Source organism: Burkholderia sp. AU33423, assembly GCF_002223135.1.
GTDB classification, from domain to species: Bacteria; Pseudomonadota; Gammaproteobacteria; order Burkholderiales; family Burkholderiaceae; genus Burkholderia; species Burkholderia lata_D.
The window spans coordinates 289,546-305,288 of the sequence record NZ_NKFH01000009.1; the positions used below are offsets into that span (position 1 = coordinate 289,546).

General features: G+C 66.3%; 7 protein-coding genes. 5 read left to right on the forward strand and 2 right to left on the reverse strand.

Features of this window, described 5'->3' with window-relative positions:
• Window positions 1-32 precede the first annotated feature (32 nt).
• The 5 genes from CFB50_RS34355 to CFB50_RS34375 are packed head-to-tail and all read left to right on the forward strand — an operon-like array spanning window position 33 to window position 13,560.
• Window positions 33-9,551: a non-ribosomal peptide synthetase gene (locus CFB50_RS34355; RefSeq protein ID WP_089448894.1), complete on the forward strand. Its 9,519-nt coding sequence runs from the start codon at window positions 33-35 to the stop codon at window positions 9,549-9,551.
• Entirely contained in the window at window positions 9,548-10,210 is a 663-nt protein-coding gene (locus tag CFB50_RS34360) for a glycosyltransferase family 25 protein (protein ID WP_256979399.1), read from the forward strand. Before CFB50_RS34355 ends, CFB50_RS34360 begins: the two co-directional genes overlap by 4 nt.
• On the forward strand, window positions 10,207-10,746 hold the full coding sequence (locus CFB50_RS34365) for a hypothetical protein (protein ID WP_256979400.1): 540 nt from the start codon (window positions 10,207-10,209) through the stop codon (window positions 10,744-10,746). The genes CFB50_RS34360 and CFB50_RS34365 overlap by 4 nt, the downstream gene beginning before the upstream one ends.
• A gap of 16 nt (window positions 10,747-10,762) precedes the next feature.
• Complete coding sequence (locus tag CFB50_RS34370) at window positions 10,763-12,466, forward strand: cyclic peptide export ABC transporter (RefSeq protein WP_089448896.1); 1,704 nt, start codon at window positions 10,763-10,765, stop codon at window positions 12,464-12,466.
• Window positions 12,463-13,560 (forward strand): helix-turn-helix transcriptional regulator, encoded by a 1,098-nt coding sequence (locus CFB50_RS34375; protein WP_256979401.1) that lies wholly within the window; start codon window positions 12,463-12,465, stop codon window positions 13,558-13,560. The genes CFB50_RS34370 and CFB50_RS34375 overlap by 4 nt, the downstream gene beginning before the upstream one ends.
• A 307-nt stretch (window positions 13,561-13,867) precedes the next feature.
• Here CFB50_RS34375 and CFB50_RS34380 read toward each other — a convergent pair whose 3' ends face one another.
• Together CFB50_RS34380 and CFB50_RS39255 are read right to left on the reverse strand one after the other, a co-directional pair.
• Complete coding sequence (locus tag CFB50_RS34380) at window positions 13,868-14,689, reverse strand: helix-turn-helix domain-containing protein (protein WP_373452988.1); 822 nt, start codon at window positions 14,687-14,689, stop codon at window positions 13,868-13,870.
• A gap of 184 nt (window positions 14,690-14,873) precedes the next feature.
• Complete coding sequence (locus CFB50_RS39255) at window positions 14,874-15,332, reverse strand: hypothetical protein (RefSeq protein WP_144020741.1); 459 nt, start codon at window positions 15,330-15,332, stop codon at window positions 14,874-14,876.
• Window positions 15,333-15,743 lie beyond the last annotated feature (411 nt).

A 15,743-nucleotide genomic window follows, 5' to 3' on the forward strand; every position in this document is an offset into this window, starting at 1 on the left:
TCAGGTGAACAAAACGTTTCAAGGAGTTTCCTGTGCAAGACAATAACGTGCTGGTCACCGACCATCGCTATGCATCCACCGCGCGTTTCTGGCGCGAAAGCCTTTCCCAGGTCGCCGGCGTCTACCGGATCGCGGCGTACGCGCCGAGCCAGCAGCCGGGCAGCCCGCTGTCCCGCACGGTGCGGCTCACGCCCGCGTCGCTCGACCTGTTGCGGCGCATCGGCGACGGCGAGCTTGCCGAATTCGCCGTCACGGCGGCGGGCATTGCGTTCCTGCTCTGGAAATACTTCCGGATTCCGGTCACGGTGCTCGGCACGCCGGCGCTGGCCGGGCATCCGTCGGCCAGCGCCGCCACCGTTCCGCTGATCATCGAGGTCCGTCCCGAGGAGCGCATCGAGGACTACCTGTCGCGCGTGGCCGGGATCGTGGAAGACAGCTACGCCGAGCCTCAATTCCCGCTTGAAACGCTCGTCCGCAACGAGAAGGACATGGCGCTCGCGCAGCTCACAAAAGTCGCGCTGGCGGACGATCGGGTGCACCATGCACCGACCGGTCGCGACGACGATCTGCAATTGCATCTGCGGCTCGCGCGCGGCGAAATCGAGCTTCGTTACAGCGCCGCCATCGAGCCTTTCATCATCGACGGTTTCGCCGGCAGCCTCGGCGCGGTGCTGGAGGCATTCGAACACCTCGACACGGCCGTCGGCGACATCGAATCGGCCCCGCCGGAAGAGGGCCCGCTGCTGGCCGCCTTCAACGAAACCGCGACGACCGGCCCCAGCCACCCGACGGTCGTCGCCATGTTCGAAGCGCAGGTCGCCCGCACGCCGACGGCGCCGGCCCTGGTCACCGACAGTTCGCTGATGACCTACGCCGACCTGAACGCCCGGGCCAACAGCCTCGCGCATCAATTGCGCGAACACCACGGCGTCGGGCCGGAATCGCTGGTCGGCATCATGCTCGACCGTTCCGAATGGATGATCGTCGCGATTCTCGGCATCTTGAAGGCGGGAGCGGCGTTCGTTCCGCTGGACCCGGCGTATCCGGCCGAGCGGATCAATCACATCCTCGGCGACACCGGCCTGTCGCTGCTGGTGACCCAGTCGAGTCAACTGGCGCAGTGGTATGAATTCTCCGGCGTCACGCTGCTGCTGGACCAGGAACTCCCCGGCTGGACGCCGCTGCCGGACAACCCGCCGCACCGTGCCGAACCGGCGCACCTGGCCTACGTGCTCTACACGTCCGGCTCGACCGGGAAACCCAAAGGCTGCCTGCTCGAACACCGGAACCTGGCCCACTACATCGCGTGGGCCGCCGCGTATTACTTTCCGGAAAGCACGACCGGCAGTTTCGGCCTGTACAGCTCGCTCTGCTTCGATTTCACGCTCACCAACATCTTCTGCCCGCTGGTGCGCGGCAAGACGCTGCGCATCTATCCGCAGTCGGAAAGCATCGACACCATCCTGGCCCGGATGTTCCAGCCCGGCAGCGGCGTCGACACCCTCAAGCTCACGCCCACCCACATTCACCTGCTGGAGTACATGAACCTGGCGCGCTCCGGCGTGCGCAAGGTGATCGTGGGCGGCGAGGAACTGACGCCCCAGCACATCGCCACGCTGCGCAAGATCGATCCCGCGATCGAAATCTACAACGAGTACGGTCCCACCGAGGCGACGGTCGGCTGCATCGTCGAGCGCGTCGAGGACGCGCCGTCGACGGTGCTGATCGGCCGGCCCATCGCCGACACCCGCGTGTACATGCTCGACGACGCGCTGCGGCCGGTTCCGCTCGGCGTGCCCGGGGAAATCTGCCTCGCCGGCGCCGGCCTTGCACGCGGCTACCACCAGCGGCCCGACGTCACCGCCGCGAAATTCGTCGAGCATCCGTTTCCCGGCGAAGCGCGCATCTATCGCACCGGCGACATCGGCCGGTGGCTGCCCGACGGACGTATCCAGTGCTACGGACGCGTCGACCACCAGGTCAAGATCCGCGGACACCGTGTCGAACTCGGCGAGATCGAGGCCGCGATCGCCGCGCACGAGGACGTCGTCGGCGCGGCGGTCATGCTGCGCGAATCCGCCCACGGCGTGCGCAAGCTGGCGGCCTACGTCAAGGGCGCCGCGAGCCTGAGCGTGCCGGACCTGCGGGCCTATCTGGCCGGGAAGCTGCCGGACTACATGGTCCCGTCCGACATCATCCCGATCGCCGAATTCCCGCTCAACGCCAACGGCAAGCTGGATCGCCCGGCGCTCCTGGCGCTGGAGCCCAACGCCGCGCCCGACACCGCCAGTCTCGACGCCACGCCGATTCAGCTCGAACTGGTGCGCATCTGGCGCGACGTGCTCGACAATCCGGCCGTCGATCTCACCGGCCGCTTCTTCGACTACGGCGGCGATTCGCTGCAAGCCATGCAGCTGGTCTCGCGAATCTGGGGCAGCTTCTCCGTCGAGATCGGCATCGACGCGATCTTCGAACTCCAGACCATCAGCGCGGTATCCGACCTGATCGAAGCGTCGTCGCCCCACGCCGGTTCGACGGCCGGCACCATCGTGCCCCGCTCGCGCGCGAACGACCTGCCGCTGTCCTTTCCGCAGCAGCGGCTGTGGTTCCTCGCGCAACTGGAAGGCCCGTCGGCCACCTACAACATCTCGAGCGCGCTGCGCTTCGACGGCGAGCTGGACATCGCGCGCCTGCAGGCAGCCGTGTCCGAGATCAGCCGGCGTCACGAGATCCTGCGCACGACGTTTCCCGCCGTCGACGGCCGCGGGGTTCAACGCATCGCGCCGCCGACGCCGGTCGCGCTCGACGTCGTCGATGTCGCCAGCGAATCCGACACGCTCGCGCTGCTCGCGGCGGAAGCCGACCGCCCGTTCGATCTCGCCGCCGGGCCGCTCTATCGCGTCGTGCTGTATCGCGTCCATGAGCGCCTGCACGTCTTCGGCATCGTGATGCATCACATCGTTTCCGATGCATGGTCGTCAGGCATCCTCATCGGCGAACTGGCCGCGCTCTATGCCGGCGAGTCGCTGCCGGAACTGGCTGTCCAGTACGCGGACTACGCCGTGTGGCAGCACGAGCGCCTGGCGTCCGCCGACACGCATCGGGAACTGGCGCTCCTGAGCGCCGCGCTGGCGGATGCGCCGGACCTGATCGAGCTGCCCATCGACCGCCCCCGGCCCGCCGTCCAGCAGTTCCGCGGCGCGGTCCTGCCGTTCCAGTTGAGCGGCGAACGCGCCGACGGCCTGCGCGCGATTGCCCGCGCGTCCGGCACCAGCACGTTCATGGTCGTGCTCGCCGCGTATGCGCTGCTCCTGTCGCGATACAGCAACCAGCAGGACCTCGTCATCGGCTCCCCGATCGCCAACCGGCGTTCCAGCATGACCGAGCCGCTGATCGGCTTCTTCGCGAACATGCTCGCGCTGCGCGTGGACCTGTCGGGCAATCCGACCTTCGGCGAACTGCTGGCGCGTGTGAAGCGCGTCGCGCTCGACGGCTACAGCCGCCAGGAGATTCCGTTCGAGCAGGTGGTGGACTCGCTCGAGCTCGAACGCAACCTGAGCCGCACGCCGGTGTTCCAGGTCGTGTTCGCGTACGAGAAAGCGCCGTCCCAGCCGGTGAGCTTCCCCGGTCTCGTGGCGACGCCGGTGGCGGTGGAGACCCACACCGCGAAGTTCGACCTCACGCTGCATGTGCAGGATGCCGACGACGGCCTCGCGGGCTCGCTGGAATACAACCTGGACCTGTTCGACGCCGCCACGATCGATCGCATGGCGGAACACTTCCGCACGCTCGTCGATGCCGTGATCGCCGATCCGGACCGGCCGCTCGGCGCGCTGTCGTTGTCCAGCGATGCGGAGCGGAACCGGTTGACCGTCGAGTGGAACCGCACCGACACGGATTTCGGCGAAGCCGCCGCGCAACCGCTGCATCGCCTGTTCGAGCAACAGGTCGAGCGTACGCCCGACGCCGTCGCTGCCGTCTTCGATGGCCACGCGCTCACCTACGCCGAACTCAACCTGCGCGCCAACCGCCTCGCCCACCACCTCATCGCGCTCGGCGTCGGCCCCGATGCGCTCGTCGGCGTCGCGATGGAGCGCGCCCTCGACATGAGCGTCGCATTGCTCGCGATCCTCAAGGCCGGCGGCGCCTACGTCCCCGTCGACCCCGACTACCCCGCCGAGCGCGTGCGCTTCATGATCGACCACGCGCAGTTGCGCTGGCTGCTCACCCAGCAGCATCTGCGCGACGCGCTGCCTGAGACCGACGCACACGTGATCGTCGTCGATAGCGACTCGTTCGACCTCGATGCTGCTGCTACGTCCAACCCCGCGCCCGCGCTGAACGGCGACAACCTCGCCTACATGATCTACACGTCCGGCTCGACCGGTCGCCCCAAGGGCGCGCTCAACACCCATCGCGCGATCACCAACCGCATCCTGTGGATGCAGCACGCCTACGCGCTCGGCGCCGACGATGCGGTGCTGCAGAAGACCCCGTTCAGCTTCGACGTCTCGGTCTGGGAACTCTTCTGGCCGCTCGTCACCGGTGCGCGCCTCGTGTTCGCCCGCCCCGGCGGCCAGCGCGAGACCGACTACCTGGTCGAGCTCATCGAGCGCGAACGCATCACCACGCTCCATTTCGTGCCGTCGATGCTGCGCGCGTTCCTCGATCATCCGGACCTCGACGCGCACTGCGCGTCGCTGCGCCGCGTCGTGTGCAGCGGCGAGGCCCTGCCCCACGACCTGCAGCAGCGTTGCCTCGAGCGCCTGGACGTCAACCTGTACAACCTCTACGGCCCGACCGAAGCCGCCGTCGACGTGACAGCATGGGAATGCCGGCGCGACGACCCGCACCGCATCGTCCCGATCGGCCGGCCGATCGCCAACACCCGCCTCTACATCGTCGACGCGCAGATGCAGCCCATGCCGACCGGCGTGGCCGGCGAATTGCTGATCGGCGGCACGCCGGTCGGGCGCGGCTACCACGGCGAACCCGAGCTGAGCGCCGAGAAGTTCGTCGCCGATCCGTTCTCTGCCGACCCGCTCGCGCGCCTCTACCGCACCGGCGATCTCGCGCGCTACCGCCCCGACGGCAACATCGAGTTCCTCGGCCGCATCGATCACCAGATCAAGCTGCGCGGCCTGCGCATCGAACCCGGTGAAATCGAGGCGGCGCTGCGCACGCATCCGTCGGTCGACGACTGCGTCGTGATCGCGAAAACCTCAGGCGCCCGAACGTTCCTGATCGCCTATGTCGCGACCGCCGCGCCGGACATCGCCGGTCTGCGCGATTATCTGGGCGGCAAGCTCGCCGATTACATGGTGCCGTCGCAGTTCGTCGCACTTGAATCCTTGCCGATGCTGCCCAACGGCAAGATCAACCGCAAGGCGCTGCCCGCCCCGGCCGACGGGGTCGACGCGGCCCGGCCGCACGCGCCCGCCGTCACGCCCCGTGAAATCCTGCTGGCGTCGATCTGGCAAGACGTGCTGCAACTGCCTTCCGTCAGCATTCACGACAATTTCTTCGAACTCGGTGGCGACTCCATCCTGAGCATCCAGGTGATCGCGCGCGCCAATCAGGCAGGGCTGCGCGTGACGGCGAAGCAGCTGTTCCAGCATCAGACGATCGCGCAACTGGCCGCCGCGCCCGAGGAGCGGGCAGCCTACGTGCCGACCTTGAGCCCGCTGGGCGATGCGCCGCTCACGCCGGTGCAGCACTGGTTCTTCGAACAGGAGATCGATGCGCCGTCGCACTACAATCAAACGGTCCTGATCCAGGTGCCGGCGGATCTCGACGCGTCGAGGCTGGCCGACGCGTTCCGGCAAGTCTACGAACATCACGACGCGCTGCGACTGCGTTTCTCGCACGATGCGGGCCGCTGGACCCAGCATGTCGTCGCCGGCGGCGAGATGCCGGCGCTCTTTGCGAAACAGGTGATTGCCGGCGACGCCGGCGAGCGCCTGGCGGCGATGCGCGCCGCCGCCGCTGACGCGGAGCGCGGCATCGACATCACGCATGGCCCGTTGCTGGCGGCCCGGCTGTTCTGCCTGGCCGACGAGCCGCTCGCCCGCCTGTTCGTGTCGATTCACCACCTGGCGGTGGACGGCGTGTCGTGGCGCGTGCTCCTCGAAGACTTGCACGCCGCCTACCACGGCCAGCCGTTGCCCGCGAAGACGACTTCATTCCGCGAATGGGCGCTGCATCTGCAGCAGCTGGCCCGCTCGCCCGCCATCGGCGACGAAACCCGGCTGTGGCAAGCCCTCCTCGCGCAGCCCGTCGAGCCGATGCCGGTCGACTATCCGGCCGCGGGGGCGGCCAACAATGTGGCCAATAACCGAGCCAACAACGCGGTCGGCGACGCGTCGTCCGTTTCATTCGAGCTGGACGAAGCCGACACCACCGCGTTGCTGCGCCGGCTGCCACGGGCCTACGACACCCGCATCAACGACGTCCTGCTCGTCGCGCTCGCGCAAGCCTGCAGCATGGTCACGGGCAACGCCCGCACGCGGATCGATCTCGAGAGTCACGGCCGCCACGTGTCGGATGCGCCGCTCGACCTCACCCGGACGGTGGGCTGGTTCACGTCCATCTACCCCGTCGTGCTCGACGCCGACGCGATGCACACGCCGGAGCAAGCGCTGCGTGCCGCGCGGCAGCAGTTGCGCCGGATTCCGGCCGACGGTCTCGGTTATTCGCTGCTCCGCTACCTGAGCCCCGACGCCGCCGTGCGCGACAGTCTCGCCGCGTTGCCCAAGGCCGATATCCTCTTCAACTATCACGGGCAGCTCGATACCGTGTTGCGGCAATCCGATGGCTGGCACCCGGCGGCCGAAGACCTCGGTTCGCTGCGCGCCGGGCGGTCGCAGCGCACGCACGCGTTCGAGATCGTCGCCGCCGTCGTCGACGGCAAGCTTCAGGTCGACTGGCGCTACGGCGAGCGGCTCCACCGGCGGCAGACGGTCGAGAACCTGGCCGCGCACTTCAGGGACCGCTTGCTCGACTTCGCGGCGTCGGTCCCCGACTCCGTGGGGGACGATATCGAGGACAGCTACCCGCTCTCGTCGCTGCAGCAGGGCATCCTGTTCCATTCGCTGTACGACCTGGATCCTGCCGCCTATTTCCAGCAGTTCAGCTTCGTCGTCACCGGCCCGCTCCAGGTGCCGGCGCTCCGGCAGGCGTGGGCCAATGCGCTCGCGCGCCATGCCGTGCTGCGCACCGCGTTCGCGTGGGCCGATCGCGACCATCCCGTCCAGACCGTGCTGCACACGGTCGAGCTGCCGTGGACAGTGCTTGACTGGCGGCACCGCGATGCGTCGCGCCGCGCGCAGGACTTCGATGCGTTCCTCGCCGACGACCGGAAGCGCGGCTTCGATCTCCAGCGGGCGCCGCTGTTCCGCTGCACGCTGATCCAGGAAACGGACACGCGCCATCGCTTCTGCTGGAGCGCGCACCACATCATCCTCGACGGCTGGAGCACCGCGACCCTGATGAAGGAGGTGTTCGACGACTACCTGTCGCTCGCCCGCACCGGCACGCCCGCAGTCGCGGCGTCGGCGCCGGGATACCGCGCGTACATCGACTGGCTCGCGCGTCATCCCCGCTCGGCCGACGAAACCTGGTGGCGCGCCGAACTGGCCGGCTTCCATGCCGCCACGCCGATCGTGGCCAGTCCGGCCCGGCAGACGACCGGCGACGCCGCGCGGCAGGACAAGCGCCGGACCCAGCAATTCCTGCTGGACGACGCGCTGACCGCGCGGCTGCAAGCGCTCACGCGTGCGCATCGCGTCACCCTCAACGTCCTGATCCGCGCGGTCTGGGCGCTGGTGCTGCGGCGCCACGCCGGAACGGACGACGTCGTCTTCGGCGTCACCGTGTCCGGGCGCCCGCCGCTGCTTGACGGCGTCGAGTCGATCGTGGGGCTGTTCATCAACACGCTGCCGTTGCGCCTGCGTATCGCGCCCGAGCGCCCCTTCATCGAATGGCTGGCCGAGGTCCACGCAGCCCAGGCGGCGATGGAGCCGCATTCGTACAGTTCGCTGGTCGATATCCAGTCGTGGAGCGAACTGCCCGCCCGCGACAGCCTGTTCGACAGCCTGCTGGTCTTCGAGAACTTCCCGGTTGCCGCCGCCCCCGATCTCGGGCCGGACGACATCGAGATCCTCGACACCCGCGCGTTCGCGGAATCGAACTACCCGCTGACCCTGACCGTGCACCCGAACGAGCGCATCGGCTTCCATATTTCGCACGATGCCCACCGCGTCGCGCCGGATGTCGTGCGGCAGATGCTCGATACCCTCCGCACGTTGCTCGAGCGATTCGCCGAGCACCCGGACCAACCGACCGGCCAGCTCGCCGATCCGCCGGCCGCCGACGGCCAGGCGCGCGCGCCGCGCGGGGCGGCCGGGCCGGCCATCGAAGCCGCCGCCGGTGCGGCCACGGCGGCACGTGCCGTCGCGCCGACGGCGGACGAACGCACGTTGCTGGAGATCTGGCAGCGGATCTTCAAAAGAGACGACATCACGGTCAGCGACAACTATTTCGACCTCGGCGGCCACTCGATCATCGCGATCCAGCTGATGGCCCATGTCGAGAAGGCGTTCGATCGCCGGCTGCCGATTTCCTGTCTCTTCGAGAATCCGACGATCGAGAAACTGGCGGCGGCGCTGGCCGCGAAAGAGCCGGCCGCGCCCGCCGGCGGACTCGTGCCGATTCGCGACGGCGGCCCCGCCGCGCCGCTCTTCCTCCTGCCGGGCGCCGGCGGGAACGTGGTGTACTTCCACCCGCTCGCGAACCACCTGAGCGGCGCCCACGCGATTCACGGGCTGGAAGCGCTCGGCCTCGACGGCGCGTGCGAACCGCTCACCCGCGTGGAAGACATCGCGGCCCGTCATATCGAACGCATCTGGCCGCTGGTGGGCGCGGGCCCGTACTACCTGGCGGGCCACTCGTTCGGCGCGCACGTGGCGCTCGAAATGAGCCGGCAGCTCGTCGCCAAGGGCGCCGACGTGAAACTGCTGGCGATCTTCGACGCGTCCGCGCCCATCGACAGCTCGGCCGCCACTTACTGGCAGGACTGGGACGACACCGAATGGCTGGTCGCGATCGCCCACGAAATCGGCACCTTCCTCGGGACCGACCTTCAGGTGACGCGAGCCGACCTCGTCCCGCTCGATCCCGACGGTCAGGCCGGCCTGATCCTCGAGCGGATCGGCAGCCGCGGCAGCTGGTTCGCGGACGCCGGGTCCGACCGCCTGCGCGCCTACCTGCGCGTCTATCAGGCCAACTTCAAGTCGCACTACGCGCCGCCAGCCACCCCGCTTCCCGTGCCGATCGCATTGTTCCGCAGCACCGAGCGCGATCCCGGCGACTACGCGCCGTCGCCCGAGATCGCGCAGCTTCGCCTGGACCCGACCTGGGGATGGTCCCGCTTCTCGGCGCTCCCCGTCGCGGTGACGGACGTCCCCGGTGATCACCTGACCATGCTGCTCGATCCGCATGCCGGTGCCCTCGCCGCCCATGTCAACTCGTTTCTGGAAAAAAAGCCCTCATGAAATTGAAATCAACGCCGACGATCGACAATACCTTCGCCCGCAAGGTCTGCATCAACCTCGACCGGCGCCCCGACCGCTGGGAAGCGATGCAACGAAAATTCGCAGAGCAGAACATCCTCACAGTGGAACGGCTGTCCGCCGTCGATGCAAAGCTGGTGAGCGTGCCGGAATCGTTGAGCCATATGCGTCCGCAGGACTACGGCTGCACGATGAGCCATCTCGCCGCGGTGAAACAGGCCAAGGCCGCCGGCGCGAGCGAAGTCCTGATCTTCGAGGACGACGCATTCTTCGACGCCGATTTCGCCGCGCGTTTTCCCGAATTCATCGCGCAAGTGCCGGACGACTGGCACATGCTGTTCCTGGGCGCGTATCACTTCACGCCGCCGATTCCCGTCGCGCCGAACATCGTCAAGGCCGTGGAGACGCTCACCGCGCACGCGTACGTCGTCAGGGACTCGCTTTACGACGCGTTCATCGCGATCAACGAAAACCCGCCGGCGATCAACGACCGCAACAACCTCGTCCTGCAGCAGACATTCAATTGCTACTGCTTCGAGCCGAATCTGGTCGGACAGGAGTCCGGCTACTCCGACATCATGGATGAAGTGATGCCGGAAAAGCCGCTGACCTATTCGATGCCCATTCCGGACGGCTGGTGAAACCTGCAGCCCGTGCTCGCCGCGCTCCATCACTCGACAGGCCATTGATAATCATGCAAACCACCACCGTTGACCTCGAAGCGGCGTTCGTACAGGCCGCGCTGGATGCGCTTCACCGGGACTGCAAGCTCGGCGACGCGATTTCGCTGGCTTACGGGAAATGCGAATCGACTGCCGGCGTGATCGACCTGATTTTTCCGTTGATCACGAAGAAATTGCGGATCGATTACATCCTCATGTACAGCATCGAAAGCAATCCGCGCACGCTCCTGCAATTTCTTCGGCAAATCGAGTCGCGGCTGGCACGGGTCGAAAACTGGACGGCCGCCTCGGTCGAGGCCGCGTTGCGGAGCGTGGCCGATGCAACGGACAGCGTCGGCTGGGAGCGTGCGCAGCGCCTGCTGAAGTGCTGCATCCTGTTTTCCGATTCGCCGCTGGAAATCGTGGAAAGCATCACGTTCCTCGGCAAGCACGAAACCTCGTCGAGGTTGAGATCAGCGGCAAGAAACGTCGAACTCAGCCACCTGATCAACTGAGACCTATTGGCCACTCATGGATTCCGCTCAAAGCAAATCGCCGCCCTGGCATTCCGCCGTCACCCTGATGTGGCGCAGTCATCCCTGGCTGACGCTGGGCACCGTCCTGACGGGCCTCGTCAGCGGCATCGCGTCGATCGTGGGCGTCGGGTTGATCAGCACCGTGCTGCACGATCGCGATGATCGACAGACGCTGTTGCTGATGTTCATCGCGGTGAACGTCATCGCGGTGGTCTGCAGGAGCGGCGCGGCCGTGATGCCCTCCTATGCCTGCATGAAAGTCATGACGAGATTGCGCGTCAACCTGTGCAAAAGGATCCTGGCGACCCCGCTGGATGAAATCGACAGACGCGGCGCGCCCAATGTCCTGACGATGCTGACCCAGGACATTCCGCAGCTGAGCCAGACCCTGCTCACGATACCAACGATCATCGTTCAATCAGTCGTCCTGATCTGCAGCATCGCCTATCTCGCCTATCTCTCGTGGATCGTGTTCGCGTCGACGATCATCCTGACCATCGTCGGCCTGGTGCTTTACCTGTTCTTCTATCGAAAGGCGGTCAATTTCACGGAGCGGGTTCGCGACGAATTCGTCCAGTTCAACGAATACACCCATGGCCTCGTGTTCGGAATCAAGGAGCTCAAGCTCAACCGGGCCAGACGGCGCTGGTTTACCCGGGCCGCGATCGAATTGTCATCGAAGCGCGTGGCGGGATTCAATTACATCGAACGCTTCTGGTTCATGAGCGGCGACAGCATCGGCCAGATCACCGTTGCGGTCCTGCTTGGATTCCTGCTGTTCGGCGTACCTTCGCTCGGCGTCGTGGATCCCTCCGTCCTCACGGCGAGCATCCTGGCCGTGCTCTACATGCTGGGGCCCTTGACCATGCTGATCAATATCCTGCCGGTGGTGGCCGAAGGCAAGACCGCGCTCGCCCGGCTGGCGGAATTCGGCTTTCTGATCGACGACACGCAAGCTTCACACGAGGAACCGTTCCGTGCGGGCTCCGTGGAATCGCCGTCGGCGAAGTCATGGAAAGTCATCGAGTTGAAAGCGGTGACGATGAACTACCGTGACAACGCGTCGTCGGTCGACTTCGTGCTCGGCCCCATCGACATGACGATTCATGCCGGCGAACTCGTCTATGTGATCGGCGGAAACGGCAGCGGCAAGAGCACGTTGGGCAAGGTCCTCAGCGGCCTCTATGCGCCTACCGGCGGAACGATTTCCCTCGACGGAAAAATCATCGACGACGATGCCAGGGAGCAGTACCGAAACCTGTTTTCCGCCGTCTTCACCGATTTCCACTTGTTCAACCGGATCATCGGACCGGATCGGGGCAATGAAAGCATCGAGCTTGCCCGGAAATACCTCGACACGCTGAAGCTGGCGGACAAGATCGAGATTTCCGGCCGGACCTACTCAACCACCCGGGCTTTGTCGACTGGGCAACGCAAGCGATTGGCGTTGCTGTGCGCGTACATCGAGGATCGTCCGATTTATATCCTGGACGAATGGGCCGCCGATCAGGATCCGGTCTTCAAGCGATTTTTCTATGAAGTGCTGGTTCCCGACCTGAAATCCCGCGGGAAATGCGTCGTCATCATTACCCACGACGATCAGTACTTCAAGCTGGCGGATCGGGTCATTCGCCTGGATAGCGGCCGCATCTTCTCCGATACGGCCCTGTGTGCCGTCCGGGCCGAGGCCGCCGGATGAGCCGCGATCCGGATGCGGACAAGGTGCGCGCCGTCTGTCGCGGGCGGGTGGAACCGACGTCGTGCGCCGTACCGGATTCGACGACCGGCGAGGCTTCGGCTGTCCCGGCAATCCGTTACAGACGCGTAAGCAGGCGGATGTTTAAATCATGTCGGCATTCATGCGCACACGCGCAGCTTCAACGTCTCATCAGGAATCCCTTCATGGAGTTCAGCAGATTGTTCGCACACGTCGGCGAAGCGATCTCGAGCAGCGGGAGCCGACGCTTTCCCCGCATGATGTACAACCTGATCGCCGCGGCGGTCCCCGTCGACGAGATCCGCATTTCGGAGCTTGCGGTCGACGACGCGCCTGACGGCGATCCCGCGGTGCGCAGCCTCGGCGCGGTCGGCGCGGCGCTCGCGAAGGCCGGCGCGGCCGCTGGCTGTTACGGGCCGCAGATGCCGCCGCGCCCGGGCGCGCGCCCCCTGTACGTCGACGACACGCTCGCCGGCCACGACCCGATCCACGCGCAGCTCGACCGCTTCATCCTCATGCAGGCGGCGGTCGTGTCGCCGCGTTACGCGCAATTCCACCTCGTGACCCGCAAGCGGGGCCACTGTTATGTGATCTCGTTGTATCGCACGTGTACGTTCGACGATTTCTCGTCGCAGGAGCGGACCTTCCTCAAGGAACTCTCGCACGTGCTGTTTCCGATCGTCGAAAGCCATGTCGCGGCGCTCGATTCGGCTCCACCGGCCACCCGTGTGACCATCGCCGCGCCGCCGGCGACGCAATCGGGCCGGGAGCGCGTGGCGCGGCGGTTCGCCGAGCGTCTGCAGCAAGTCGGCGTCAAGCTGTCGACGCGCGAGATCGAGGCATGCACGGCGCTGCTGGCCGGCGACACGGTGCCCGCCATCGCCATGCGTTTCGCGCTGCGCGAAAGCACCGTCGAGACCTACCTGAAGCGGGCCGCCGTCAAGCTGGGCTTCAGCGGGCGTCATGGCCTGACGCGCTGGATGCTCGACGAGACGGCCGGGGCCGCGACGGAAGCAGGCAGGGACGGCATGAGAAGCATGCGGCGCGACTACGCGTCGCCGCGCATCGGAACCTGAGAGCCCGCGACCCGAACACGCACATCCGGCGGCGCGGCATGCGTCAGGTGCCTCAGGTGCGGCACGCCAGGCACTTCAGCGCGCGCGACGCCGACGCAGGCGACGCGCGAAACACCATGGGACGGCTACCGCCGGCCTCCCCCTCGCGTCGCACGCCGGCAATCCGGCCGGCAGCACAACCCGCGCTGCCGCACCCGGCGACATCATCGTCATCGCTCGCGACGACGCGCGCAGGCGCGGGCACGCGCGGCCGCCATCCCGGCACGCCGGCCGGCGGCTTGCGTCGCGCGCCGGCAGTGTGTCGGCGTCACGCCGCCGACGCGCGCGGTACGGAATCATCGATCATCCATTTCGTGAGCCCGTGCCGGCCGCTGATGCCGAGCTTCACCGCGGCGCGCTTGATGTACGTCTCGATCGTGCTCTCCTTCACACCGAGCTCGCCGGCCATTTCGCGCAGCATCTTGCCCGCGAGCAGGCCGAGGCACACTTCGTTTTCACGCGCCGACAGCACGACCCTCGCGCGCGCGAGCCGCGATTCGAACTCGTGGCGCAGCGCCTCGACGCCGGGCAGGCTTGCCGTCGCACCGGGCGCCGTCGCGCATTCAAGCTCGCCGTGCCGACGCGTCGACGCATGCCACTCGACGAGCGGCAGCAGCGTATCGGCGAAATTCTTCAGGAACGACATCTCCTGCAACGAGAAGTCGCGATGCGATGCCGTGCGATGCAGCGAGATCACGTAGCGGCGATTCGCCTTGCCCGACACGAGATGGCACTGAAATCCGCCGCCCGGCCCGCGCGGCGGCGTGACTTCGCCGCCATTGCCGCGCCGCATCAGCGGATTGATATGAATGAGCTGCCGGTCGCAGGCCGCCAGGATCCGGTTCAACGGCGGATGCGCTGCCGGTTCCCGCTCGCATTGCGCGGCCGGCGCGCCACGCGCGTTGTCGCCCGGCGCGCCGAACGCGCCGAGCGATTGCACGCGAACGACTTCGCCCGCCGGCTCGTCGAGCGTCCATTCAGTCATCCGGGTGATCGCGAGCGGAATCGATTCGACCAGCAATGCATGCATGTCGGATGCGAACCGCTCACTGCCGGCGCTCGAAATCACCTTCCCGAGCTTCGCGAACATCTGACTCTCCTTGTTGTGCGTGCTTGAGGACATGGCGCAACGCCAGCGCGGGCGAGCCGGCACGGTGTGCGCGGCGCGCGTCGGGTCGCGCTGCGGCGCGCGCGTTCCCAGGCGGGCAACGCGCCGCCGCCAGTGCGCGCCGATGCGTCCGGCTCGCGCGAAACGACGGCGCGCCGTTCCCGGTTCAGCCCGATGCGAGATCGCGTGCGGGCACGGGGGCGGCGGCCGCGTTCCACTCGACGGCCGGCTGCGATTCGCCCGACGGATCGGCGACCCGTTCGCGAACGCGCCCGCCCGCGATCCGGAACACGCCATGCGCGTGCGAACGATCTTCAGGCGCGGCGGGCGCCGCCTCGTCACGGACGATCGAACCGGCCGATGACGAGCGTGAAACCGGCACGATGTTTCCTCCGTATCGGCCAGCACGAGGCGATCGGTGCCGCCTTGATGAACGTTCATGACGGGCGAAGCCGCACGAGGCCGAAACGTCCATTTCAGTCGATGCGCGTTGCCGGATGAAAACGCGCCGCCGCCAGACGTGCTGAAGACCTGAATCGGAAAACCCGGCGCCGACTCGAAACGGGCGCGTCCCCGGCGAATTCAACGAAAAATCTCGATCGAAAATAGAAACGATTCTTTCCATTGAATTTGATCCATGTATATCCCAGCCGCGTATGATAGCGACGATTCAAGACATTTGCAGTTTCCGCGACATCTATTTTTTTAAATCACATCGTTCGCGAACCGGATATCAATCGATCTGCGAGCCGCTTATTAGCATTATTATGAATACACGGATAAATCGACATCCGTTTACCACGAACTTTTGTAATAATCCCCCAAGCGGCGCATACCACAAATTTCTGCCCGGGAGCCGTATTCGAGAGAGGAATTGTCGGATTTCACCATACCCTCCGCTCACCGACCTGGATTCAAGTATTATTTTCCGGACGTTATTTCGATTCATTCAACAATCGATTCAATATGCGCGACGGCAAAGCATAATTTCCGCTCCCGGCCCACGGCTGCGTGCCGCCGAGACCGGCGTTGCAAA